The 25,371-nt window shown below is 57.0% G+C and carries 8 protein-coding genes, 10 pseudogenes and 1 riboswitch; of the genes and pseudogenes, 9 read left to right on the top strand and 9 right to left on the bottom strand.

Annotated elements, in window-relative coordinates; translation table 11 throughout:
• Nucleotides 1–7: 7 nt before the first annotated feature.
• Complete coding sequence (locus ML_RS04885; RefSeq protein WP_414085527.1) at nt 8–2,530, bottom strand: FtsK/SpoIIIE family DNA translocase; 2,523 nt, start codon at nt 2,528–2,530, stop codon at nt 8–10.
• Nucleotides 2,531–3,069: 539 nt separating this feature from the next.
• On the opposite strand from ML_RS04885, the pseudogene ML_RS13950 reads away from it, so the two are divergent.
• Both ML_RS13950 and ML_RS15510 read left to right on the top strand, forming a co-directional pair.
• A pseudogene (locus ML_RS13950) lies at nt 3,070–3,863 on the top strand (SDR family mycofactocin-dependent oxidoreductase).
• 44 nt (nt 3,864–3,907) lie between these two features.
• Nucleotides 3,908–4,796 (top strand): annotated as a pseudogene (locus ML_RS15510) (SAM-dependent methyltransferase).
• Nucleotides 4,797–5,680: 884 nt separating this feature from the next.
• Here the strand turns inward: ML_RS15510 and ML_RS15505 are convergent.
• Together ML_RS15505 and ML_RS18760 are read right to left on the bottom strand one after the other, a co-directional pair.
• Nucleotides 5,681–5,935: pseudogene (locus tag ML_RS15505) on the bottom strand (hypothetical protein); the annotation flags it as partial.
• A 23-nt stretch (nt 5,936–5,958) separates the two neighbouring features.
• Nucleotides 5,959–7,127: pseudogene (locus ML_RS18760) on the bottom strand (MMPL family transporter); the annotation flags it as partial.
• 328 nt (nt 7,128–7,455) lie between these two features.
• Between ML_RS18760 and ML_RS17300 the strand changes: the two are divergent.
• Nucleotides 7,456–7,587, top strand: a complete 132-nt coding sequence (locus tag ML_RS17300; RefSeq protein ID WP_111480998.1) for a hypothetical protein — start codon at nt 7,456–7,458, stop codon at nt 7,585–7,587.
• A 155-nt stretch (nt 7,588–7,742) separates the two neighbouring features.
• Here the strand turns inward: ML_RS17300 and ML_RS04870 are convergent.
• From ML_RS04870 to ML_RS04860, 3 genes and pseudogenes are all read right to left on the bottom strand, one after another.
• Nucleotides 7,743–8,501 (bottom strand): annotated as a pseudogene (locus ML_RS04870) (SDR family NAD(P)-dependent oxidoreductase).
• A 58-nt stretch (nt 8,502–8,559) separates the two neighbouring features.
• Nucleotides 8,560–9,647: pseudogene (locus ML_RS04865) on the bottom strand (CaiB/BaiF CoA transferase family protein).
• Nucleotides 9,648–9,870: 223 nt separating this feature from the next.
• Nucleotides 9,871–10,209 (bottom strand): CPBP family glutamic-type intramembrane protease, encoded by a 339-nt coding sequence (locus tag ML_RS04860; RefSeq protein WP_049769715.1) that lies wholly within the window; start codon nt 10,207–10,209, stop codon nt 9,871–9,873.
• A gap of 578 nt (nt 10,210–10,787) precedes the next feature.
• Here ML_RS04860 and ML_RS18755 point away from each other — a divergent pair.
• The 4 genes and pseudogenes from ML_RS18755 to metE all read left to right on the top strand — a co-directional run bounded on the left by ML_RS18755 (nt 10,788) and on the right by metE (nt 19,387).
• Nucleotides 10,788–11,857 (top strand): annotated as a pseudogene (locus tag ML_RS18755) (type III polyketide synthase).
• A 23-nt stretch (nt 11,858–11,880) separates the two neighbouring features.
• Nucleotides 11,881–12,374 (top strand): annotated as a pseudogene (locus tag ML_RS18750) (isoprenylcysteine carboxylmethyltransferase family protein).
• A 13-nt stretch (nt 12,375–12,387) separates the two neighbouring features.
• Nucleotides 12,388–13,374: pseudogene (locus tag ML_RS04850) on the top strand (NAD(P)/FAD-dependent oxidoreductase).
• Between the two features lie 3,374 nt (nt 13,375–16,748).
• A riboswitch (cobalamin riboswitch) is annotated at nt 16,749–16,961 on the top strand.
• A 143-nt stretch (nt 16,962–17,104) separates the two neighbouring features.
• Nucleotides 17,105–19,387, top strand: coding sequence for a 5-methyltetrahydropteroyltriglutamate--homocysteine S-methyltransferase (metE, locus tag ML_RS04835; RefSeq protein ID WP_010908047.1), 2,283 nt, complete (start codon nt 17,105–17,107; stop codon nt 19,385–19,387).
• 215 nt (nt 19,388–19,602) lie between these two features.
• Here metE and ML_RS15495 read toward each other — a convergent pair whose 3' ends face one another.
• Nucleotides 19,603–19,806: a DUF3556 domain-containing protein gene (locus ML_RS15495; protein ID WP_041322559.1), complete on the bottom strand. Its 204-nt coding sequence runs from the start codon at nt 19,804–19,806 to the stop codon at nt 19,603–19,605.
• A 1,981-nt stretch (nt 19,807–21,787) separates the two neighbouring features.
• Nucleotides 21,788–22,297, bottom strand: coding sequence for a DoxX family protein (locus ML_RS04810; RefSeq protein WP_010908043.1), 510 nt, complete (start codon nt 22,295–22,297; stop codon nt 21,788–21,790).
• Between the two features lie 167 nt (nt 22,298–22,464).
• On the opposite strand from ML_RS04810, the gene ML_RS04805 reads away from it, so the two are divergent.
• Entirely contained in the window at nt 22,465–24,147 is a 1,683-nt protein-coding gene (locus ML_RS04805; protein ID WP_197492548.1) for a pyruvate, phosphate dikinase, read from the top strand.
• Nucleotides 24,144–24,748 (top strand): annotated as a pseudogene (locus ML_RS04800) (MarR family transcriptional regulator). Before ML_RS04805 ends, ML_RS04800 begins: the two are co-directional and overlap by 4 nt.
• Nucleotides 24,749–25,031: 283 nt before the next feature.
• Here ML_RS04800 and ML_RS04795 read toward each other — a convergent pair.
• Nucleotides 25,032–25,271 (bottom strand): PIN domain-containing protein, encoded by a 240-nt coding sequence (locus tag ML_RS04795; protein ID WP_010908041.1) that lies wholly within the window; start codon nt 25,269–25,271, stop codon nt 25,032–25,034.
• Nucleotides 25,272–25,371: the final 100 nt, after the last annotated feature.

The following is a 25,371-nucleotide window of genomic DNA, read 5'->3' as shown; positions in this document are numbered from 1 at the left end:
TTGTACACTAGTCTTCGTTAGACCCGTCGGCGCTAGCACCACCCCGAATCAGCGCCAACGTAGCTGCCAGCTCGTCGGCCTTCACGAGCACCTCGCGGGCCTTGGATCCTTCGCTGGGCCCCACGATGCTTCGAGTCTCCATCAAATCCATCAACCGGCCGGCCTTGGCGAACCCCACCCGCAGCTTGCGCTGCAGCATCGAAGTAGACCCGAACTGGCTAGATACCACCAACTCCACGGCTTGCAGGAACACATCCATGTCATCGCCGATGTCGGGGTCAACGTCAGTGCGTTCACCGGTGGTCTTAGCGGTGGTGACCCCTTCGGTGTATTCGGGTTCGGCCTGGTCTTTGCAAGCAGTAACGACGGCGTGGATCTCCTCGTCAGTGATGAACGCACCCTGTAACCGAACCGGCTTGCTCGCACCCATCGGAAGGAACAGGCCGTCACCCATGCCGATCAATTTTTCCGCACCCGCTTGATCCAGAATCACCCGGCTGTCGGTGAGCGACGACGTCGCAAACGCCAGCCGGGACGGCACATTGGTCTTGATGAGCCCGGTGACCACGTCGACCGACGGGCGCTGGGTAGCCAACACCAAGTGGATCCCCGCGGCGCGGGCCTTCTGAGTGATCCGCACGATGGCGTCCTCGACGTCACGCGGCGCAGTCATCATCAGGTCAGCCAGCTCGTCGACAATGGCCAGGATGTAAGGGTACGGCCGGTAGACCCGCTGGCTGCCCAGCGGAGCCGTGATCTCCCCGGACCGCACCTTCTCGTTGAACACGTCGATGTGGCGTACCCTCGACGCCTGCATGTCCTGGTAACGCTGCTCCATTTCTTCGACCAGCCACACCAGTGCGGCCGCCGCCTTCTTCGGCTGCGTAATGATCGGCGTGATCAAATGCGGAATACCTTCATACGGTGTCAGTTCCACCATCTTCGGGTCGATCAGGATCATCCTGACCTCTTCCGGGGTGGACCGGGTCAGCAGTGACACCAACATGGAGTTGACGAAGCTCGACTTACCCGATCCGGTGGAGCCCGCGACCAACAGGTGCGGCATTTTTGCCAAGTTGGCCGAGATGAAATTCCCCTCAATGTCCTTACCCAACCCGATTACCAGCGAATGATGGTCACGACGCGTCGAGGGTGCAGTGAGCACATCGGCCAGCCGCACCGCTTCGCGATCGGTGTTAGGTACCTCGATGCCGACGGCGGACTTACCCGGGATCGGGGCCAACATGCGGACACTCTCAGTGGCTACCGCATAGGCGATGTTCTTCTGCAGGGCGGTAATCTTCTCTACCTTGACACCAGGCCCTAGCTCCACCTCGTAGCGGGTGACAGTCGGTCCTCGGGTGCAGCCGGTTACGGCCGCATCAACCTTGAATTGGGTAAGAACCCCACCGATCGCACTGGCCATGTGGTTGTTGGCGGCGCTACATTTCTTGGGCGGATCGCCAGTCAACAGCAAACTCATGGACGGCAACGTATAGGAACCCTCGATGGCTCGGTCCAGCGCCTGGGTCCGGTGTTCCTCCGCGGATCGGGGGGTAAGACGGTGGACCTCGGCGGTGCCAGCCTGCACGGCAGGTTCCGGAGTGGTGGGAACGTCGTCCTGCAACGAAACCTCAGCGAGGTCAGTCACCGGCCACCCCCGCACCTTCTGTTCAGCGTCGCCCCCCCCGACCAAAGAGCCGTCGTAGCAACCGGAAAAATCTTCTGGCGGGGCGCCCGGAATGTCGTCGTATCGATACTCGGCATCGTATTGATCGTCATAGTCACGTTGGAAAAGCCCGGTATCGAACATGCCGCGCAGCACTTCGGGCACCTCGCGTACCGTGGTTCCGGTCAACAGCAGCAGGCCGAATAACGCTCCGATGAACAACAATGGCGCAGCGATCCAGGCTGTCAACCCGTCCGACAGCGGTCCTCCGATGGCAAACCCCAGGAAACCGGCGGCACCCCGCCGCACCTCGGGGGTTTCCGGCGAACCCGACCAAAGGTGCCGTAAGCCGAGAAAGGACAGAGCAATCAAGGTCGCGCCTAGGATCAACCTGGGCCGCGTGTCGAGATTGGGTTGGGTTCGCATCAACACCACTGCCACGGCAGCAATGACCAGCGGGAGCACGACGACAGCCGAACCGATGAACGTCCGCAACACGGCGTCGACCCACGCACCGATCGGCCGGGCAGCATCGAACCATGAGCTGGCGGCGACGACGACGGCAAGACCCAGCAGAGCCAACGCGATTCCGTCGCGGCGATGTCCAGGCTCGATATCGCGAGCTCGCCCGATTGAGCGTGCCGCGCCACCGGCACCCTTGGCCGCCACCAGCCAGGTCGCGCGTATGGCCTGGCCGCAGGTCAACCCGGCAGCCAGAAGCAACGACTGATTACGTCGTTCGGCGGGCCTGTTCCTCCTGGGGCGAGGCGGTACTGGTCGTCGGCTTTGGGATACACCACGCGAGGTGGCCTTTAAACTGCTCGTTCGGTTGCCGGAGCGGGCGACGGTCTTACTAGCCATGGCAACAAGCCTAATCGCAATTATATCATCTGCACTACACGCCACACTAGCAATACTCTGTTTCTTCGTTTCTTCCCATGCATCCAAATCGATTGTCAACATGCGTGGGTAAAATGACGAACGGATGACACGAATCATTCCGCCGCCCGCGGAGTGTCAAGAGACCACAAAGCGACCGTTGTCGTCGCCACCTTCACGGTCAAGCTGAATCGGTCGACCAACGCCGTCCGCTACCATACCTAACCCATGCCGTCAAAGACGTGCACGGCGCACCGGACTGCCAGCTCTATGCGCTGCACCACACTGGCCGAGGCTAGAACATATGGGCCAATGCTGACGCGCTTCAGACACATAGCAACATGCCCGGGATAACCACGTTACAGTGACCGCGGCTCGCAAACACCTGGCCTAGAGCAACAGATATCAAAATGCTGCCAGCCCGATCCCATGAGGGGATCCGAACAAAGGACAGCTATGCCAGTTAGCGACCGGCTCCTGGACAGCCCACTAACGGGCCCGCTCAACAGAAAACCGTACTCATTACCGGAGCGGCGCGTGGCCAAGACCGCGCACACGGTTCGAATCGCAGTCGACAGGGCGAACATTGCCGCCGCCGTGTGCAATCAAATCGTCAACGCACCTTACTCGTTGGGCACGGCTGAAGACCTCACGGCCACGATCAAACCCGTAAAGACACCGGCACACGCATCGTGGCCAAACAAAGCGACGTCCGCAATCGCGCGCCGCTGTCTACCGCAAGTGCAAGCAAGCCTAGATGAGTTCGGCTGGCTTTACATCCTCGTCACCAATGCCGGCATCGGCTCCCCTGCAGGCGGGTGCTGAAGGTTGGCGCAATGTCATCAACGTCAACCTCACTAGCGTCTTCTAAACTATATTTAAGTCGCGATACCGACCATGATCGAACCGGGCACACCGACGAATCGATCGTGTTGATCAGTTTGTCCGCGAGACTGGCGGGCATAGGCAGCACCGATGCCGGCACTATTGGTTACAACACTGCCAAGCACAGGATGGTCAGGTTGATGCGAATTTACGCCAATCAGCTTGCGCAGCAAACATTCAGGTTAACTCGGTGCATCATTCCGGTGTCGACACCCCAATAATCAACAATTGAGTCCACCAGGCAATGGCTTGCCACCATGGCCACCGAGTTTGGTTCATTGTCAGATATGGGTAACACGCTGCCCATACAAATCCTGCAGTCCAACAACATCGCCAACGCAGCGGCATGGCTTATGTTCGATCAAACACTCACTATGTCACCGGCGTCACCTTGTTGGTCGATACGGGCCTTGTTGCGAGTAGGGGGTAGGAAGATGGGGGTGAAACTCCTTGGTACAGAAAGCTTTTAGCCCGATGATTTATTGACAGCCGTCAAACATAATAAACCACCTGGTTGACGACAACCTCGCGGACCTGTTTGTGCCGAGGCCACTGCGATGGCTCGTCGGTGCTACCCGGTCGGACGTGTTCCGTCACCTACTGATCAGCTCATAGGAAGAGTCGGTTCCCGGGCTGTGGGCCAATCTGAATCTGGCCTGCCGTAAACGTTTCATTGGCGACAAGCTCCAACATACAGGTAAAAGATATCAACCCGGTTGTCACCCTCGGTGCCGGCCCGGACACCCGCGCTTACCAGTTGACGCGGTAGGTCCGCATCCCGGGCTTCGAGGTTGACTTGCCGGTCAACGTCGTCAGGACAGCCAAGACGGTCCACGCGTGCTGGGCACGTTACCGCTGTCGGTTCGGTTGGTCGCATTGGACTTCTAGCATGACGACCTGCTCACCCGTTAGCCGGGCACAGCTATCTCACTGAGTAACGGGCGTTTTTCATCTGTGAAGACGTGACCCAGTACCTCACCGAAAACAGTGTCCGGCGGGCCTTGAAAAGGTTACGCGTGACCACGCCGAGCAACCGATTAAAGTTGAACTACGTCCGTAGGGACTTCATCGACGGGACAAATCGGCATGGCACCCGCACACTTTACCGCACCGTCCTTCAGCGGCGGCAATTGTGGCACTTTGGCTTACAGCTTGACGAGGTCGCGGGGTTTACCGTCGATTACGGCTGGCAGTTAGGTGGAACAGACCGGATTCAATGAGTTTACCCAACGCTATGTCGAGCCCACCAGCCGCAAACTGAAAGCATCGCAGTTTAGAGTGGTTGGCCCACGAGGGCCACGACGGATCTGCAAGATTGTTGAATTGTACTTTGTGTGCATGTTCTGTTGTGGGGGTGGAGTAAAGGGTGGCGGTGTGTTGCAGTGTTGTGAGTTGATGTGATCGATCGTTAACCGTTCGTTTGGGTTGGGTGGGGGTGGGGATCGTGCGTGAGATCACCAGCAAGGGTGGGGCCCGCGTGTTTGCGGGTTGCTTTGGGGGTTGCACTGATTCGACACCAACTATGCTGGCTAAGACGCTCAATCGGGTTACTGAGCTTGTATTGCTTAGCTATGCAGTGAGCAGTGGGCCCAGTGGCTTTAAAGGCCGGCAAGGTGAGCGTTGTGGGCAGCTGCGTACGGAGATAGACATGTGTGCTGGCCAAGAAGTACAGTCCCGAACAAATTGTGGGGGTGTTGGCCCAAAACCTATCCCGACCGGCCCGAAAGATGCAGGTGTCCTATAAAACACTTCAACATCGAGTCCAAGCTCAACCAACATGTGCGCACTGGGTGGATGTTCCGCACGCTGAGGGCACAGCACGCTAAAACCGGGCACCACCATTATTCTCTAGGTATGGCCACCACCAGTGCACGTCCCGCGAAAACTACACGACCGTGTGGTGCTCTAACCTCATAGCATTGGGCGGATGATGTAATCATCGGCAAAAATTAGACCCCCAAATCGGCGCCCTGGCCGAACACAAGTAGCGGATTCGTGCAGCTGCTACACCTATCCAAGGACCACAGCACTGATGTGATCACTGCGGCCATGATCAACCACAAGACAACGCCCTACCACAGAATCGCTGTACAACCCCAGCGTGAGACCAAGACCTCGAAACGACTCTCATACCCGCATCACCACGGCATCGATACCGACCTTTGCGACCTGACGCACCGACCCGCCAATACACTGACCCACCACCCTTTACTCCACCCCCACAACGAGTCCGCGCTAACATTAACCTCAACACAACCGCCAGTAGTCACCACCCAGCGAGCCCGGTAATCGAGCAAGTAGCCGACACCGATGCGGCTCCCAGACCGACAACGTCCACTCCCGCCGCGAAATCTCCACCTCGAATCCGGCGTTAACAATCGAGCGCTCTGTGTCACGATGAACGTGACAGTGACCCAGCAACCTCGGCCAGAACACCACAGCGACAAATTGTTGCAACAAGCCCCAAGCGCTGGCCACCGGCTCTAAATATAGCAGCTGTCCCGCCCGAGGTGCTCCACCACCGACATGTCCGGAATCCGGGACAAGGCGGAGTAAGTGTCAAGATCCACCGAGGTTCAGACCTCGGACATCGAGTACGACTACGGGCACCGCCGTCACAGTAGCGTGCTCGAAACCGGTGCGCAATCGGTCACCGATTTGACTCAACGACACCAAACGCAGCAACACCTGGTAATCGGGAAAACCTCACTTCACACCAGTTAACGTACAACCGAGCAGCACCAGCAGCCGATAGGCAAGATCGTTACGAAGGGCACACCAGCGTAGGTGAACGACTTCAGGAAGTAGATCCATACTACCACCGTCGCCGACATCGACAACGCCACGGTAACCGCGGAGAACAGCACGGTGCGACCGGAAGTGACCATGATCCAGATCAATGCCTCATCGCAGTCACTGCCTTAGGCCAACGCGTCGCGATAGTGGCTGACGATCAGCAGCGTGTAGAGGCCAATGGCCAACACCGTGTCCATTGCTGTGCTCAGGTTGAGCGCGAAGATCGACACTTCGGTTGTCAATGTAACTGAAGCACAACACCGACATTGAACCGACGACAGCTAGTCCATCGAGGGGATCAGCAAAGCCGCTGCCAGGAGCCCACCGAATATCCAGACCAACACCAGGAAGCTCAGCGGAATCGGCGATCATCTCCATAACTAGCACGTCGTCCTGGTTCTGTTTGTTTACCTTCGCGTTACTGCATAGTCGGGCCACCGGCACTATAAAACTATGACGGCGTCACGGTACGTGGACGAGTTCGTCGTACGGAGAGTTCGGACGTCGTCCTGTGCGTGGTTTTCGCCGCTTTTGAGGTTGACCACGGTGAACCCCAACTCGCCGTCGATGTTGACCACATTAGTTTTTTTGCCTCTTCGAGAGCCTCGGCGCGAGGCCAAGTTCACGCCGATACGGCTCTAGTACATCAATGACGACCGTTGCAAATAGTCGACTAGGTCAGTGCCCACCCGTACGAGCTTGTTCACCGACAGCATCTGCGGGTGTAGTTACCACGGTAAGCCATATGCTGACCGCTCTGCCCAAACTTGCTCGGTCAACACCTGGATTGTGCGCACCGACTCCGCGTTCGGATCTTGGAAACCGCCAGGAGACTGGCTCTTACCCGACGAGGATACCGAAGACCACCGCAGCAATGAAGACCAAATCCAACTGCCATGATTCATCGCGGTGCTGCAATGACCAGTCGAGTGGCCCTCTAGCAGCATGTCCGGGACTTTCCACAGCCGATGCCGGTCACGCTAGACCCGACACCTACCCAGGATAACTTACTCAATGGTAAGTTACAGACACCCTAACAACACCTGTCCCAGGCACGGATCCGGATGCTGGGATGATTCACCACGCCGCCGATCTCGGCACAGGCGCTGCCAGCGGACAGACTAAGCGCCCAACGCCCGCATTAACCTACCCGCGGGTAAGAATTGCCAACATTTTCCGAATCGTGACTCAAAGATTCCTTAATGGCAACTCATAGGCTAAGGGCCATGTGGATTAACGACTCCGGTGCGGACGGCATCAAGGTTGACTTTGAGGCCCTCTACCACGGCGACATGCTGGTGGAAGGCGATACCTCAGAACAGTTCGCAGACTGGCCTCCGCTGCCTACTGCAAGCTGACCGAAGCTTATGAACATGCTCGCATGGCTACTCATGGCCAAACCCGCTACCATCCGATGGTTTCGCCGGTAAGTCCTTTTAGTTCCTGTATCCGAAGTCAGCCCTTCACAGTGCTAGGGGCTGACTTCTTTGTCTGGTCTGAAGCCCGGGATGGCTCAACGTGGTGCTATGCCGATGACGGCGCCCAGACGGATAGACCTGTCCGTTGAACATTCGGTTTTCGCCGATGTGCACGGCGAATGCCCATACGCATCCAAGTTGCTCCAAGTTGCCTAGTCGTGGCGAATGCGAATACAGCACCTCTTACCTAACGACACCTTGGCCTCCTCCGACAAGAAAGCTAGCAGCGGCTGTTAAACAGGGTCGGGTGCTATCGTGACCATCCGGATGCGGTAGCTAGCCCGATCCTGTGCGATCGGCAGAGTCCTGGCCATCACACCCCCTTTGGATGCAGAGTAGGAAACTTGGCCAATCTGGCCGTCGAACGCCGCCAACGAGGGCGTTATTAATAATTATTAATCGTTATTAATAATTATTAATAACGCCCTCGTTCCTCCCCATCTGAGCCGATGAGTTCGGTCTCGGCAATCCGATCGGCGCCTAACCTCAGCACGTTGAAGGTGCCGGCAAGGTTGATGTCGATGACTCTTGCGCAAGGGATTTCATGGGAACACACCGTCGCGGCTCAGCACCTGGACAGCGTCGCCGGTGCCAACGCAATTGATCACGATGCACAGCGGACCCACGTCTCCGTCGTGTCCAGCGCTCTGGACACGACGGAGACGTGGGTGACGTCGACCAGCGCGAAATGCACACTACCACCGAGTTCGCGAACTACCTCGTCACCTTTGATGTCCAGCACGGAGGACCTGAACTCCGGAATCCAACAGCCGCCTGGTAGCTGCCAGGCTCAGGTACTATGCACTGCTGGCGACTGCTAGGCTCGCGTCCCTATCTCCATGAGAACCCTCCCTAATCGTCCCAACTATTGAGTACCGCTTCGATGTCGGCCACCGATGCAGCCGGAGAACGGGGTCGGTCCGGCGTGGTGCGGGAAAACCGTGGTGCGGGCATCGGCTGCAGACCGCCGTCCACCTCATAGAAGGTGCACCGCTCGGTGATATGCGCTTCAGTGTGCACCTCGTCAAACGCCAGCACCGGAGTCACACAGGCGTCAGAACCAGCGAACACCCTGGCCCAATGATCGCGGTCGTGACTAGCGAACGCCGCAGTCAAACGTGCCCGCAGTTCGGGCCAGCGGGCGAGGTCGTTTTGCGGCGGCAGCTCAGCGACATCTAGACCCAGCCCGGTTAACATGGCCGCGTAAAACTGCGACCGATGGCGCCGACGGCGACATAGCCGCCATCAGCGCACTCATAAGCATCGTAGTAGGGCGCGCCACCGTCGAGCATGTTGGTGCCACCAGTGTCGGACCACATGCCCGACGCGCGCATCGCCCACATCATTTGCCCTAGCACGCTGGAGCCGTCGACCATCGCGGCGTCAACGACCTGACCTTTGCCGGAAGTCTGCCGCTCCCACAGTGCCGCCAGAATACCGACCAACAAAAACATCGAGCCGCCTCCAAAGTCACCCACCAAATTCAGTGTGGGAACCGGTCGCTCATTGACCCGGCCGATGGCGTGCAGGACACCGTTCAAAGAAATGTAATTTATGTCATGACCGGCCTGCTGACTGCGGGGGCCGGTTTGTCCCCAGCCAGTCATCCGGGCGTAGACCAGTCGGTCGTTAACCTCGGCACAGTGCTCAGGGCCTAGGCCAAGTCTTTCGGTGACGCCGGGGCGATAACCCTCGATCAACGCGTCGGCTCTGGCGACGAGTGTGAGCACCAGCTCGCGTCCCGCGTCGGATTTGAGGTCGGCGGTCACCACGCGCCGGTTGCGCAGCATTGCGTCCTTAACGACACCGCCACCGCTCTTGGTTGGTCGATCGACGCGTACCACATCAGCACCGAGGTCCCCCAAGATCATCGCAGCGTGTGGACCCGGCCCGATGCCGGCCAGCTCAACAACACGCAGCCCACTCAGAGGCCCGTTCAACGTAGCCGCCATGATCGACCGACCTTTCGTCCACCCGAACGCCGACGACCCATGCCGAAACGAACAATCCGGTCGTTGGCATCTTCGCAGCCACCGTTGACGGCTCTGCACCCGGTCTTCCTGCTGCTAAAGAATTAGATAGCGAATAACGGGAAAACCTGAGAAACCCTGATCAGACACACACGACGTGGGCCAGGATCGCTGCCAGCACCCCACCAGTCGCTCAGCGCTCCAACGCACATAACGCACATACAGTCTCGAAAACGATCGCCGCGCCGGTGAGCATCAGGTTACGGCCGGACATGATCACACCTGGGTACAGGATAGTCGAAAGCGGCACCGGCCGGTGGCGGCCCAACGGGGTGTAGAGTACGCCGCGGAAAAACATCTCCTCGGCTATAGCGTTAATCACGGTGATCAGCACGATCAGCAAAAACGATCCGTGGTCGACGAACTGCAGCACGCGGACGATCAAGCACGAAACACCCGGAGTCCGCCGTCCGACCAGTCCGCCCAGCAAGAAAATGCCACCGAGATGAAGCGAACCCAAAACGAACCGCACCGGTGATCCACACAACCGTGAGTATCAATGTCAGCCAATAGAAGCTCAATTCGCCCAGTACTCATCGCACCGGCGATCGGGCCGAAAAGAATTTGCACCCAACCCCAATGCTAATTCCCGGATGCGCAACACGTTCAGCTAAACGATCAAGACCGGACAACACGTCATTATTGGACACGAATCCACCTAGATAGATGGCCCGTGGTGTCTTCTGCAATAGAAGACGGTGCCCGCGTCAAAGCATGATCAAACTCGTCAGAAATGACCAGGATGACGAGATTGTACCAGCAGAAAAGATTTGAGAAAAACCGGTTTTCGGGTGACTGCCGGCCCCTAGCGACGGCCTGTAAGCAGCATCGTGACCAAGCGTAAACTCACATTGCCGGTGGCATCGGTCAGCAGAATCCGCACAGCACCCAACCTAATCGAAAGATCCACAGTACAGTCGAATAGAGCCAATCGTGGGAACGTGTCGGCTCAGTGCGTTGCGGTGGACGATATACAACACGCCTACCGTTTTGAACCCTTCCAACCATGCCAACGTGACTGCCTGTATAAATCAGACTACTGGGGATTCGATGCATCTAACTTTGAAAACACCGACAGCCATCGCAGATACGTCCATTGCGGGTGTTGCCGTGCAATTCCCACCCAACCGGTACACACAGGACGAAGCCATCAGTGCACCGACCGAGTTCGCCGGTCCGGAATTTCACCGCTTTGCTCTCAGCAGCGGAGCCAGTTCCTAAACACCATGCTGCCGCTGTCGCAGTACAGTCAGCTAAGCAGCCTCACCGAGGCAAACGATGTCTTTCTCAGAATCGCCTGCCATCTAGCAGAGTAGGCGCTGCTCGCGGCGCTTAACCAAACCAAGATTCGGCCGTCGTAGGTCGATATCGTCTTTTCGACAACAGTTACCGAACTTACTGTTCCGTCGTTGGAAGAGCAGCTAGCCACGCAGGTAGGACTACGCCAGGATGTAAAACATGTGCCGCTGTTCGGTTTGGTCTGTGTCGCCAACACAGCCATACTGGCGCACGTCCATGCATGACTACCTGCACGGCTTCCCCGACCAGTGAGGCCGCCTGGCTAACGGTCGAACTGGGTTCACTGACCGTTCAGCGCAACGGCCATTCTATGGCCAATATCTTCGCCGCCAGCCTTTTGATGACGGAACTGGCGTCGTCATCACTACCGGAACCGACCAGGTACAGATCGGACCAAAGCTGTTGGCTACCCACAGCCGGAACTACCCGGACACCGAAGACGTGTTGGCTGAGATATCGGCAGTAACAGGTGTCAGATCGTCCTATCCGTCGAGATCTCAACCATCGTCGAAAAATACCTGGGCAACGACGTCCGTAGTTTCCTTGCCAACTATGGGCTGACCACAGCGGACGTCTCAATGTGGCTGTTGGACGCCGCTGGCACAAAGATGATTAACGCCGTCGCAGACGTCTTGGACATGCCGGAAGATGCCCTCGACCGCACCAGGAACTCATTGCCTGACAACGGAAACCTGTCATAGGTATCGGTACTTGACATGCTCAACAGCGCCGTGGACGATCCACCAACACCGGGTCGATCAGGCCGACCGATAACCCTGGGCCCGGGCTTCTCCGCCGAACTGGTCCTGCTCTGCTGGTAACGCTATATATCACTTGATATTACTTGCTGATCCTGGCGGTAGATGTTGACCGGCTGGGCGAGCTGACCGTAGCCAAACGGAACGCGCGATCGGACTTTACCAACGGCGACAGGAAGTTTAGACGCTCGTACTGTCCGGTCATAGTCGTCCTGGCCACTAACCTACCGCTCGGTTGTGTCGGCGAATCGTGGACCCTACACCGAACGTTCGTCGGGTGGCTCGGCTGACCTATGCTGCGTCGTCGTAGGGCTAAGCCAGGTGTTGCCCTGGTGAGGGTATCACGACGCTGGGTCGGTGGTGAAAGATTCGGGCGATCGTGTTACCGAATGCCCCGTTGGTACGACTCAGTCTCTACCGATGGCTGCACAATCCGAACTATGTTGCAGTAGTGGCCGAGGGTTTGGCATTGCCGCTAGTGCACACCGTGTGACTGACGGTGCTCGGTTTCACAACGGCTAACGCGCTGTTGTTGAGCGTGCGAATCTTGATGGAAAACTCCGCATCAGGCTACACATGACCTTGACACCAACCTGTTGATCGTCTGCGGCAGCCCAGAAAGCCTAGCCACGGGCATTAAACGCTCGGCAAAACAAGGGCCTTTCGGTGATCGCAGCCGAGCCGCACGAGAATCCCATCGATAAGGCCTGCGGCGAGGAGCTGATGCCCGAAGGCCTGGTCGAACTTACAGCACTCGACGTCGACCCGGCCGGCATACCGCTGCAGAGAAGCGCCTGTATGAGCGACTACCGTCGGGTGCAGACACGGTTTCGCACCGGGCCAGAGCGTGCATCGCACCACGTTGCACGCCGTGCTGGCGGCACGCACCAAAGAACAATCGATCCGAGCGCAGGTAACCCACTGTCCAGCAAGACCAGCATGGCATAACTATCCCAGGTGTCCACCCCAAATGGTTGGTGGCTGCATTCACATTCACTGGTCGGGCATGCAGTGAAAATCAGAACGACGCCCCAAACGCCGCTGCTTTATGGCGTGCGCTGACGTTACTTTACCAGATGCTGGCGTAGTCGAAATTCATCGAAAAGCATTGATCCCGTTGGAGGTGAGGCGTACGTGACACCGGTCGAGCCGAACATCGTCGGCGTCGCAATCCTGTCGCTTAACAAACCGGAGCTTGACTCGTTCCCGTGACTAACGCGCTATCTACGCGACTTACGCCGCTGGCAAGCACTCGGATGCGGGCCGCAGCTACAGGTTGTCTCGCTCCATGTCACCGAACAGATCCTGTTGGTGGGCAACGGACCGTATACGAGGTCGTTCTGACAGGCGAGGGTGTCAACCTCGCCGTTAAGCACGCCGGCGCCGCGGTCCGCGTCATCGTCGACGAGGCACCGCCGTCGTATTAGGCTTTGTGGCACCGGGTTGCCCAAGACTACCGGTTGCTTATCCGCACACTCGTGGTGGCCATCACACCACGCATGACGTGCCTTGCCCCAGTGCCGACATGCGCGTTACTGCCCAGAGTATTTGTGCAGTTGGTGAACATCCTGGCGCATTGACGTGCCCGACTAGCTGTTGCATTCATCAGGCCAGTGATGGAACCATCGGTTTAGCGCAGCCACCTACCGACGCACCGCCAATGACAACTCCATCCCCTAATCATCTCCCGCGGGCATTTTCAAATAGGATAACAAATCGCTTTACGTGGGCGTTCAGGAGCAATAAATGCGCTCCGATGGCTTCAAGGCGACAATGTGTTTAATCTCTTCTTTAGACTGCGATAACTTACGTTAAAGCACTCCCGGGTTTGTCTCCTAACTGTGAGCAGTCACAGTCGTTACACACCTCTCGGGGTGAGATAACGCAACGACCCGTACTAGGGAAGGGTGATACAAGCTGGTTAGTGATAACCGCCACGTTGTCGTGGGAATCACGTATCGATACCAGTGTGGGATCGTCTGGCCGGATGTCTCCAAAATATTCGACCTGTGCAAGATTATATTTGGCGTGCCATTGTAGCCAGTATGCCGACGGGCACCTGGGATGCCGTGTTGGCCCGAGTGTTCCCAAGTACTGTCCGACGGAAGCGCCGGAGCCATCAACCGGACGTTGACGGCGCTCACCCTAGATCCCGTCTTCGCTCACACTTATCGGCGCGCCACAAACATCACCCGCAACCCTGAGGACTGGCCTCGCATTCCATAGAGCCCACCGCTTCGCGAAGCGTCCTAAGTTAATTGAGACTCGGGCGATAGGATTTTGAGCAGTACTAAATGGATCGCATCGGTGTAAGACAGTCTCACTCCACCGACAAAACCGCCGTGCTGAGTTGGATCGGAATCAGCGAAGACCGCTTCAATTCAACAGAACAAGCGGCAGTGTTACACGCGTTGACAAACGTTACCGCTAAACTGTCACCTTACCCATGTTCGAGTAGAAGTACACTGCGTGAATGCGGCGTGGATTTCGAACGCTTGCCTATCCAAACAGGTCACGGCGGTAATCCGCTCTTCGAATTGGCCATCCTGCAGCTGTGTCCAATTCTCAACGCGAGACAACACTGCTACCGTTCGGCCAGCGTCTTTCTTACATCAACGAGCACAAGCACGTGACACGACAATCAGCAAAACACCAACATTAACGCATGGTTCCGCCCACACGGGAACGTACTCGTCCGGAGTCGCTAGTCACCGATCCCAACTATGGTTCCAAACTCACCAACGAATCTCTTGAATTCCGTGGTATTTCGGTGGCGATCTCAACGCAGCTAATTTGGCCGGCACAGCTGGAGTGCGAACACACCACGCTTTGGGGCTGCACCAATTTCCCAAATTCGTACTAAAATCGACCTATATGCACCACACAGTTACATCTGAGGATTGATATTGGGGACCAAGGCTACTACTCCGTTCAGATTCTTATTGGTGAAGTTCGTACCGCGCAGATCTACCCCGAGAAACCTAACCCTACTACAGTACGCTAAACTCCGCCTACTCCAACCGGCTATCAAAACACCACTCAATATGATATCCGCACTTTATTCTTCAAATTTCGTTCAGAAGCTTTGACCTAATATCGCACAGTGCACAACGACAGCAGCGCCGCTAGGGCTATCCATAGGCAGTTGGCATCTATCCGCTTCCAGATGAAAAACGATTTTCTGGTTTTCGGAGAGTATATTTCGTTAAAGGTATTTTCCATCAACAGGTTTCTGCTTCCTGGAATCGATCTCCGGATGTGATCGCAAACGCTAGCAATGAGCCGATCCAATCCTTGTGCAGTAGATTTTCCTCACCACTTGTATCCTAGATCTGCCAACAATGTGCCAATCAGATGGCCAGCATTACCGATCGCGGCACTCATGCGGTCTGCATCAACGACCGCAGGACTTAGGTAAGCCACACGGGTACGAACGGTTACGAACATACTCTCACACAGGTCCATTGGGTTTCTCTTCCAGCATGCCGGCAGCGGACATCCTTGCTTTGTGCACAAACACATGGGCGGCTCGACAACCACCTCAATCGCTCTGCCCATAGACATGACCAAGGGTGACTAATAACAGTAATGTTCATCGGTATGACAATCAACAATGAACAATCAACTGTAGTAATAATCTTAGATTGAAGCGCTGCCAAATTTGAATCGGCGAAGGTATAACAACCACGACACGTGAGCCTTGTTTGTACATTATGGGTTCCTGAAACAAGGCCAAGCCCATGCAATGTCGGTGATGACGATGCCGCATGGCTCCACTCACGACACTTCCCCACAGTGCCCGCCGGCACCAGCTTCGACTGGTAGTTGCCCCGTCAAGCACCCGTTCGGTTAGGCACCCATCGAAGTTGACCAAATTTCCACCAAGTACCGATTTTGCCATTGATATTGGACACCCTTGTGGATAATAGACTTTGGACTCGAGGTCGGTAGTGGACAGACCATCGAAGCGGCAGTCCTGGCGCACTTGATAAGGGCAAAGCCGGTGTCGTAGGAGAAGTAGGCAAGGTTGGTCACGACGAACATCACCGTAAACGTCGCCAGTGCGCGGCACAGATGTTCCGATTGATAAAACTTAAAAAAATTTGTTGCTCTTGTGACGTTGCCATGGATGGATTTTTGTCCCGATAGGGAGCATGTCGTTGTTGCTTGAGTTTTTTGGGATTATCGACGATCAGGAAACATAGAAGCGAACAACAACAGTACGGTTATATCATGGACTGCTAAGGGACAGGGATCGAGGAGATCGAGTTCGCCAGGTTCTACTCCACGTTTTTTCGGTCAAGAGTAAGGGAGGAAAGCAAGCCCTGGATCGGTGGATCTCCAGGATGAGGCACTGCCGCACCCTGGTACTCGTCGAACTCGCCGACCGCATAATTCGATACCGTAAGTTCATCGATGCCACCTCGCCAAAAGACTGATCGCATTCACCAACACCAAAACTCGACTACTGCCCCGGATTACGTTCGGACTCCGTTCCCCGAAGACGCTCATTGCTCTAACCATGCCCGCCCTCGGAGGACACTGTCCAACATTACCAGAACGAACCAAACACTCACGGACTAGTCAGTTAGAGCCGTATTAACGGAATAAATAAGATCGAGCACACCGCAGCTGGTGTATATGATTCGGACATATCATAATTATGTTGTACTGCAAGGTATTCTGTTATTATCGTATGCGAAGGAAAAGCTGGAATTAGATAACCATTTGTGCGTCAGCGAACCTCACCAACGAACTAAAATAGACCGTGCAGTTTCGTAGTCCAATATCGGGCTCGTCATAATTAGAACACTAGTCGATGACTCGACCATTAGTCGAATCATCGACTTCAATAACAACAATACCTCCATTGCCGCAGCACTGGCGAGCTAATCCGTCACGTCCAAAGCGCGCAGGGTAACCTGAATGATGCAGCTGGTCTGCTGGTTCCGCACCACACGGCGCCAGTATCGAGTGATGCTAGCTCAGCATCGCGAGAGGGAACCCGGTGAGAATCCGGGACTGTCCCGCAGCGGTATGCAGGAACGACCGCCGTCTGGAAGCACTGGTCTTAGAAAAATCCGAGACTGGGAAGCGATGGCCATTAGAAGCACCTATCCAGTGCGCGCCTGCGAGTCCGAAGACCTGCCGGCTGTGTCGGGCGCGCCGCGTCCGACGGCTCATCGCCTCGTGGAATGGGCGTTTGGCCGAAACCGGTGCGGTTATGTACCTGAAGTGCTGCTGCAATCGGATCGGCTGTGCGTCCGCTGGCGGTGACCACCCCGTCGATTTAAGGATGAAGTCGATCAAATGGACGAACTCGTGACCACTCAATCATTCACCGCAACCGTAACTGGCTCTCCACGCATTGGCCCGCGCCGCGAACTTAAACGGGCGACCGAAGGCTATTGGGCCAAGCGTACCAGCCGATCAGAACTGGAGTCCGTCGCCTCAACATTGCGCCGCGACATGTGGTCGGACTTAGCCGCCGCCGGCCTGGACTCCGTACCGGTGAACACCTTCTCTTACTACGACCAGATGCTCGACACGGCATTCATGCTCGGCGCGCTGCCTGCCCGGGTAGCACAAGTGTCCGACGACCTAGATCAGTACTTCGCCCTCGCACGCGGCAACAACGACATCAAGCCGCTGGAGATGACTAAGTGGTTCGACACCAACTACCACTACCTGGTTCCTGAAATCGAGCCCGCGACCACCTTCTCACTGAACCCAGGCAAGATACTCGGTGAGCTGAAAGAAGCACTTGAGCAAAGAATTCCGTCCCGACCGGTCATTATCGGTCCGGTCACCTTCCTGTTACTGAGCAAGGGCATCAATGGCGGGGGCGCACCGATACAGCGGCTCGAGGAGCTGGTGGGAATCTACTGCACGCTGCTATCACTGCTCGCCGAGAATGGCGCACGATGGGTACAGTTCGACGAGCCGGCGCTGGTGACTGATCTATCCCCCGATGCACCGGCGTTGGCGGAAGCAGTTTACACTGCACTCGGCTCAGTTAGCAAACGACCCGCCATTTACGTGGCCACTTACTTCGGTAACCCCGGCGCTTCCTTGGCGGGGCTAGCCCGCACGCCCATCGAGGCGATCGGTGTCGACTTCGTTTGTGGTGCCGACACGTCGGTCGCGGCGGTGCCCGAGCTGGCCGGCAAGACTCTGGTGGCTGGCATCGTCGACGGACGCAACATCTGGCGCACTGACCTGGAATCGGCGTTGAGCAAGTTGGCTACTCTGCTGGGTTCAGCAGCCACCGTTGCTGTTTCGACGTCGTGCTCTACGCTGCATGTGCCGTATTCGTTGGAACCAGAAACCGACCTGGACGACAATTTGCGCAGCTGGCTGGCGTTCGGTGCGGAAAAGGTGGCCGAAGTCGTTGTGCTGGCACGCGCACTTCGCGACGGGCGCGACGCGGTCGCCGATGAGATCGCGGCGTCCAATGCCGCCGTTGCCTCGCGACGCAGCGACCCGCGGCTGCACAACGGGCAGGTACGCGCGCGTATTGACTCGATTGTCGCTTCCGGTACGCACCGCGGTGACGCAGCGCAGCGCCGCACCAGCCAGGACGCGCGCCTACACTTACCGCCGCTGCCGACCACGACGATCGGCTCCTACCCGCAGACCTCAGCGATCCGCAAAGCGCGAGCGGCACTGCAGGACGCTGAGATCGACGAGGCCGAGTACATCAGCAGGATGAAAAAAGAAGTCGCCGACGCCATCAAACTGCAGGAGCAACTCGGGCTAGATGTACTGGTCCATGGCGAGCCGGAGCGCAACGACATGGTACAGTATTTCGCTGAGCAACTGGGCGGCTTCTTCGCCACGCAGAACGGTTGGGTGCAGTCCTACGGCAGCCGTTGTGTACGTCCGCCGATCCTCTACGGTGACGTGTCCCGGCCTCACCCGATGACAATCGAGTGGATCACCTACGCGCAGTCCCTAACTGACAAGCCAGTTAAGGGCATGTTGACCGGACCGGTCACGATCTTAGCCTGGTCGTTTGTTCGTGACGACCAGCCGCTGGCCGATACCGCGAACCAAGTAGCACTGGCGATTCGCGATGAGACCGTAGATCTACAATCCGCCGGTATCGCAATCATCCAGGTTGACGAGCCCGCGCTACGTGAGCTGCTGCCGCTGCGTAGGGCTGATCAAGACGAATACTTATGTTGGGCAGTAAAGGCTTTCCGCCTAGCTACCTCGGGGGTCGCCGACTCGACGCAAATCCACACTCATCTGTGCTACTCCGAGTTCGGCGAAGTGATTGGAGCTATCGCCGACCTGGACGCCGACGTCACATCCATCGAAGCGGCGCGCTCACACATGGAAGTATTGGATGACCTGAACGCAGTCGGCTTCGCTAACAGCATAGGCCCGGGAGTCTACGACATCCACTCGCCGCGGGTACCAAGCACTGACGAGATTGCCAAGTCGCTACGCGCAGCATTAAAAGCCATACCGATGCAACGGCTTTGGGTTAACCCCGACTGCGGGCTGAAGACCCGATCAGTTGACGAGGTGAGCGCGTCGCTGCAGAACATGGTCGCAGCAGCACGCCAGGTGCGGGCAGGGGCCTAAGCCATCCCAGAATCGTCGGCTAACTCGAACATCCCTGGGCCGGCACATCGTCGGCCCAGGGATGCTGGGTCAGCATGTCGGCCACTGCACGACCACACTGTGCCTGCATTCTCCTGTCACTACGTCCACTAGCCAGTAAGCTTGGGGTCGCTTGTGGATCAGCCGCGCATAAAATATAACGCGATGCGCACCTCGCTGCAGCATAACCCGATCACCTAGAACAGCATCGTATAGCACACGACCGTCTGGAACACGATCGGCTCCGCATACCATGACATGACGCCTGGGAACCCATTGATGCCGTGGTAGTCAGCACAATCAACCAGGCAACCAAGATGTAAAGCAGGATTTTTACGACGTAGAACAAGTGCAATGCGACCGGCGTTTCCAAAACCCACTTCGGCACAGTGCCTGACCATCGGGCAGACCTTTTAGCTGCGCGCGCCTTTGCTTCACTTAGCCATGTCTACCTGCGGTAGGTTGGCTTTAAGCAATCCCACGGTGTTACACTTTAGAAGACGCACTCGGGCTGGCTTCGGCGCATCCTTTGCCAGAAAGTCTGGTGGCCAGATGCCACCGTTTCGTCCATCGTCATGGCCGGGTCGCGCCGAGACTCGCCTCGCTGCGGTAGCGGTACAGCCAGCGCTGGCCGTCTCCAGACGGCGGCGACACGGATCAACGACCACTTCATCGTCAGCACCCGGGAATTACCGTGCTGGTCAACCCGGTCCGGGCGGTTTTTTTCCTGCTGAACTTGATAAATTTCTCTGTGCAGCAAAGAAATTAAGCTATGACATCGACCTGCTGGGCGCCTATTCGAAGGAGCAATGTTATGCGGTGCACAACATCGCAGAGTGCGAGCCAAGGTATGCTCAACACCTTACCGCATTTCGGCGGCCGGGTCATAGTCGACGAGAACTTGGGCAACAATTTGCCTTATTTGTGCACTGGCCAACCGGTTTGAATCGCACCAGAAATCCGCTGGAACCAGATTCGCGGGTGTTTCGACCGGTGTAGTTTGCTGCACGGGAGCCACTCATGGCGGAGTACGACTATTGCATTTTTGCATTTTGGGAGTGGTATTCGCTGGTTTGACTGTTGCGCTGCTACTTAAGAAAGTGGGCGGCTCGGTGGCCTTTTGGAGGCACGTTACAGGGTAGGTGGCTACATTTTTCACCGAAACCCGTGACGACGAGGTCTGAATTAACCGTGACGGCACATGGATCGGGCCGAGCCAGGATCGTATTTACGCGCTGATGGAGGCGTTCGTCATGCCGAGAATACAAGCGGTACAGCAACAGCGAAGCAGTGATGATCATCGACGGCAAGAAACACCAATACGGCTGCACAATCCCGTGGACAATGAGCAAGTGGGCAGTGACCAACCTTGCCGCGGTAGAAAATCTGTGAAGTCCCGGGGGGGCTAAGGATACCGCCAAATGGTACCGCATCAACCTAGAGGAATAGCTCGATAGGAACATGTTGTCCAAGCCAGCCCGGCACGATACGGGAGATAGAGTTGGCCTGCCCGTACACATCGGAGGTGTTTTGCTGCGGATGGAGGTCGTCCGGCGGTTTCAAACTTTGTCATTTTCAATGAGGCGGCGCTCAGGGTACCCGACCCGGTGGGGCGGGGTGGGTTCTATTTATCAATGTATAGCCACCGAACTCGGCGCTGCGCTACATGTGTCGCAGGCGGTTCGGCACATCGAACAGGACCGCAACGACGTTCACGGTACACACCAATGTGTTGACAGTGCGGACACGCCGAACCATCGTGGCAATTCCGCTGGCAACCGTCACCCCGATCGACTACGAGCCGATGCTGCTGGATCGAGCTTTCTGCATCAATACGCCGTCTTTAAGATTTCGGTCTGCTATGACGAGCTTATCAAGCGTACCGATGTGTTGTGCGGCCAGTAAGCCTCGCCGGAGTAGCCGGCCACCTTAACTATCGACACGTGCACAGACACCGCCGTGCCGGGGAGTATGTGTGTCATCATGGAGGGACTGGCCACACGTCGGCTGACGAAACTCGAACGACGCCGACCGCAAAACGGTGGTCACCAGCGAACTGGTCGATCGGTTCAGCACCAAGTCGAGCCTGCACGTCGCAGTACCACCCACGAGCAAAACTGGAGTCTACCTAACGCTATATCCAGTTGCGGAATATCCAGCCACAGCCCCACCCGGGGTGCTGACCGAATTCGGCTACACGCTGCGTGAGCCGTGCGGTCACATCCAGAGGGCCAGGACAGAAAGCTCGGCCATCATATGCGGGTGTGTCGATGGGGACTGGTTCACTCCAGCGAGCGGATCGCAGCCGAAGTGTTGGCACACGATGCCGCGGCTGAGTGCTAAGGCGCTCGAGAAGTCGGTGGTGAGTTGCACTTTTGCCGGCTATGAGGTCTTTTTGACCGGCGGACGGTAGAAGATCAACAACTGGCCGAGTGCCCCGGCGAAACCCAGCAGCACAGAGATCAGCAATCCGTCGCAACTGTCGAACCAGTTCTTGCCAAAGATAAGCCAATCTAGACTGAAGCGGCCGGCGCCCAACGTAGCTACCACGACCGCGCCGGTAGCCAACACCAGGTTGTACTCCCAGCCTTCCTTGACAATGAAGAAACCGTTGGGTCGGTGCACCATCCAGGCGGCAACCATCATCAGCGAGACAAAGCCCGCAGCTGGAATCGGCGTCAACAGGCCAGCGGCCAAACCCAGTCCGGCGGATATCTCGGTAGTAGCAGCCACGGTGGCATGAAACGTCCCGGGCTTCATGCCGATACTCTCGAACCAGCGCGCCGTTCCCGGTATCCGGCCGCCGCAGAAAAACTTGTTGTAGCCATGCGCGGCGAGTGTCAGGCCCAGCACCAGCCGCAGGATCAGTAACCCGATGTCATAGGAAGTCATAGATTCAAACCTAGATGATTTAAACAAATCCTTGGCAGGTACCGTTGCCCGGGCAGTCCCATAAAGAACCGCACAGGAGAGCAACATCAACACCGCGATCATTGAAGCAGGCAACGTCAGAATTGCGTTGGGCACTCAGCCTAGCTGCACCGGAATCCCCAGCATTCATGCGACACCTACTGGGAAACGCTCATGACAAAGTGGACATCACGACATCGAGCGAACATGTCGCCGCGTTCACAGAACACGCCATAGTGTTGCTGAATGGTAATGCACACCAAACGCGGGAACTCCTGGGCGGCAAGGGCTATAACATCAACGCGATGCGCCGACACCAACTGGCAGTACCCCCAGCGTTCTGCATCACCACCGAGGTCGGCGTTCGGTATTTGGCCGCTCCCACGCCGACGATGGAAGCGATCTGGAACGACGTGCTGGACCAGATGCGATGGCTGGAAGCCGAAACCTCACGCACATTTGGGTGGGGACCGCGGCCATTGCTGGTCAGCATTCGCTCCGGAGCCGTCCAATCGATGCCCGGGATGATGGACACCATTCTAAACTTAGGCATAAATGATCCCGTCGAGCAGGCACTGGCAGCGGCCAGCCCCTCGCCGATCCCCCAAACCTTTGCCCGCGACACCCGTCTGCGGTTCATACGCACGTATCGGCGCATAGTGGATCCGTTAAATCCCCCACCCGCCAATACCTATGACCAATTACGCGCGGCCATAGAGTCAATTTTCTCCTCATGGAACTCTCCTCGCGCGGTTGCTTACCGCACCCACTACGGTCTAGACGATCAGAGTGGTACAGCTGTGATTGTGCAAGCGATGGTGTTTGGCAACCAAGGCGCCTACTCGGGAGCCGGAACGTTATTTTCCCGCAATCCGATAACCAGAGAGAGTAAACTGTTCGGCGAGTGGTTGCCTGGCGGACAAGGCGACGATGTGGTGTCAGGATTGGTTGAAGTCCAGCCGATCACGTCCCTGCGTGACGAGCAACCTACTGTCTACGACGAGCTAGTGGACACCGCTGGCCGCTTGGAGCGACTGGGATCTGACGTGCAAGAGATCGAGTTCACCACCGAGGACAGCAAGTTATGGCTGCTGCAGACCCGGGTCGCGGAACGCTCGGCGCAGGTCGCGGTGCGCCTGGCGCTGCAACTGTGGCAGGAGGGGCTCATCGACGATGCCGAGGCACTGCGCCGGGTGACCCCGGTGCATGTCGAGACCGTGTTGCTACCCGTACTGCAACCGGAAAACCATTTATCTGCAACACTTTTAGCCAAAGGCACGCCCACTTGCCCGGGTGTGATATCAGGCAAGGCGTACACCGAAGTTGATGAAGCATTAGACGCTGCCGAGTCGGCCGAACAGGTTATCCTGGTGCGCGACCACACCAGGCCCGACGACGTCCTTGGCATGTTGGCATCACAGGGGGTTGTCACCGAGGTCGGCGGTGCCGCCAGTCATGCGGCAGTGGTCAGCCGCGAACTCAGCCGAGTGGCCGTAGTGGGCTGCGGCCAGGGAACCGCCGTATCGTTGGCTGGTAAGCAGATCACCGTTGACGGCGACAAAGGCGAGGTACGCCAAGGCAATCTGACACTGTCCGCGTGGTCGGAGAACGAAACGCCGGAGCTGCGCGAGCTGGCCGACATAGCACGACGTATCAGCCCACTGCGCGTGCACATGACCGAGGACCACACGAGGCTGGATGACTCGTCCGATACTGCGGTGCGCTTAGCCATAAACACTGGGCATGCCGACGTGGTGTCAGCCACCCCGCTAATCGTCATGATGACCACTCTGCGGCTGCAAGACTCAAAGGATTCAAGCGCCAAATCGTGACTGAACTGACAGTGCTGCAAGCAGTTCGGCTGAAGGGCCGGGTAAGTTCTACCGACTTGGCCGCAACTTTGTACGACGACCTTGTCGAGGTAACCAAAACCGTAGAACAACTAACCGCAGCCGGCCTATTGGTTGGGGAAATGACATTGAGGATTAGCCCGACCGACCACGCAAAGTTGAACGCGTTGCTCGACGCGGAGTGTAAGGGTATCGATGCTACCGAACTTGCCACTTACTATCACGAATTCCATTCCGTTGAACTTGATTTCAAGGAATTGATCACAAATTGTCAGCTAAAAGACGGCATGTCAATACCCACGAGGACCCCGAATACGATGCCGCGATTTTGGCGCGCCTCGATGCAGTGCACGAGCGGGTGTTTCCGATCATCGAGGTGGCGGCGACACGGCTGTCACGGTTGAGTGTTTATCTGGTGAAACTGCATACAGCGCTGGATAAGGTCAAGGCTGGAGAGATCGCCTGGTTCACTAAGCCACTCATCGATTCCTACCACACCGTGTGGTTCGAACTACACGAAGAGCTGATCCTCGCTGTCGGCCTCACCCGGGAGGAAGCCACAAGATCCGGTGACACGGAATAGAATCTGTCACCATCTAACCAACCTTGTTTGAAGGATTAGTCCGCTGCGCCAGAACCCACTTCCACCACATGGACGTTTATCGCGAAGATATAGTCGTCACCACGAACTCTGCGCCATGCTCATCTACGTGACAGCACCAGACATCGGTGTCAAAGTGGCTGCCCCAACGCAACAGGACTGCGGAGCAAGCCCAGATGCATTACAGAGTCAGATGGCAACGACGCGGATCAGGTTTTCAAAGCCGGTAAAGTGATCAGTGTTGCGGCTATAGAGGTCTAAACGGTTAGCGTGCGTCGTCGCAGTGATCGAAAGATCGGCGAACCTGCTTCGCGGCTTTTCCTTCGCGCACCACGGCTGCGACGATTAGTCCGTAACTGCGTACCGCATACCCATCGAAAAGTATTGGCTCCAAAGTCGATTCGAACTCCTGCAATCGGACCTGCCGTTTAGCGGCTTCCATAGGTGTCATGGCTAATAACGGACCGGCGGCCAACTCAGCAGCCATAACGGCCGAAATCGCCATCTCGTAGGGCAGTCGGCTACCACCACAGGATCGTGCCAGTCGACCACGACCGACGTATCCCGAAGATCGGGTGTCATTTTAGAGATCTTGGTGTATCGAC

This window comes from Mycobacterium leprae TN (assembly GCF_000195855.1).
In the GTDB taxonomy this organism is placed as follows: domain Bacteria; phylum Actinomycetota; class Actinomycetes; order Mycobacteriales; family Mycobacteriaceae; genus Mycobacterium; species Mycobacterium leprae.
This window is presented reverse-complemented; position numbering and strand designations above follow the sequence as displayed.

What these genes read in the sequence shown, in the direction of transcription:
- ML_RS17300 (WP_111480998.1), top strand. Translation starts at nt 7,456, where the DNA reads ATGTGGATTAACGACTCCGGTGCGGACGGCATCAAGGTTGACTTTGAG.
- metE (WP_010908047.1), top strand. Translation starts at nt 17,105, where the DNA reads ATGGACGAACTCGTGACCACTCAATCATTCACCGCAACCGTAACTGGC.
- ML_RS04885 (WP_414085527.1), bottom strand. Translation starts at nt 2,530, where the DNA reads ATGGCTAGTAAGACCGTCGCCCGCTCCGGCAACCGAACGAGCAGTTTA.
- ML_RS04805 (WP_197492548.1), top strand. Translation starts at nt 22,465, where the DNA reads ATGCGACACCTACTGGGAAACGCTCATGACAAAGTGGACATCACGACA.
- ML_RS04810 (WP_010908043.1), bottom strand. Translation starts at nt 22,297, where the DNA reads ATGACTTCCTATGACATCGGGTTACTGATCCTGCGGCTGGTGCTGGGC.
- ML_RS04795 (WP_010908041.1), bottom strand. Translation starts at nt 25,271, where the DNA reads ATGGCGATTTCGGCCGTTATGGCTGCTGAGTTGGCCGCCGGTCCGTTA.
- ML_RS15495 (WP_041322559.1), bottom strand. Translation starts at nt 19,806, where the DNA reads ATGGTCAGGCACTGTGCCGAAGTGGGTTTTGGAAACGCCGGTCGCATT.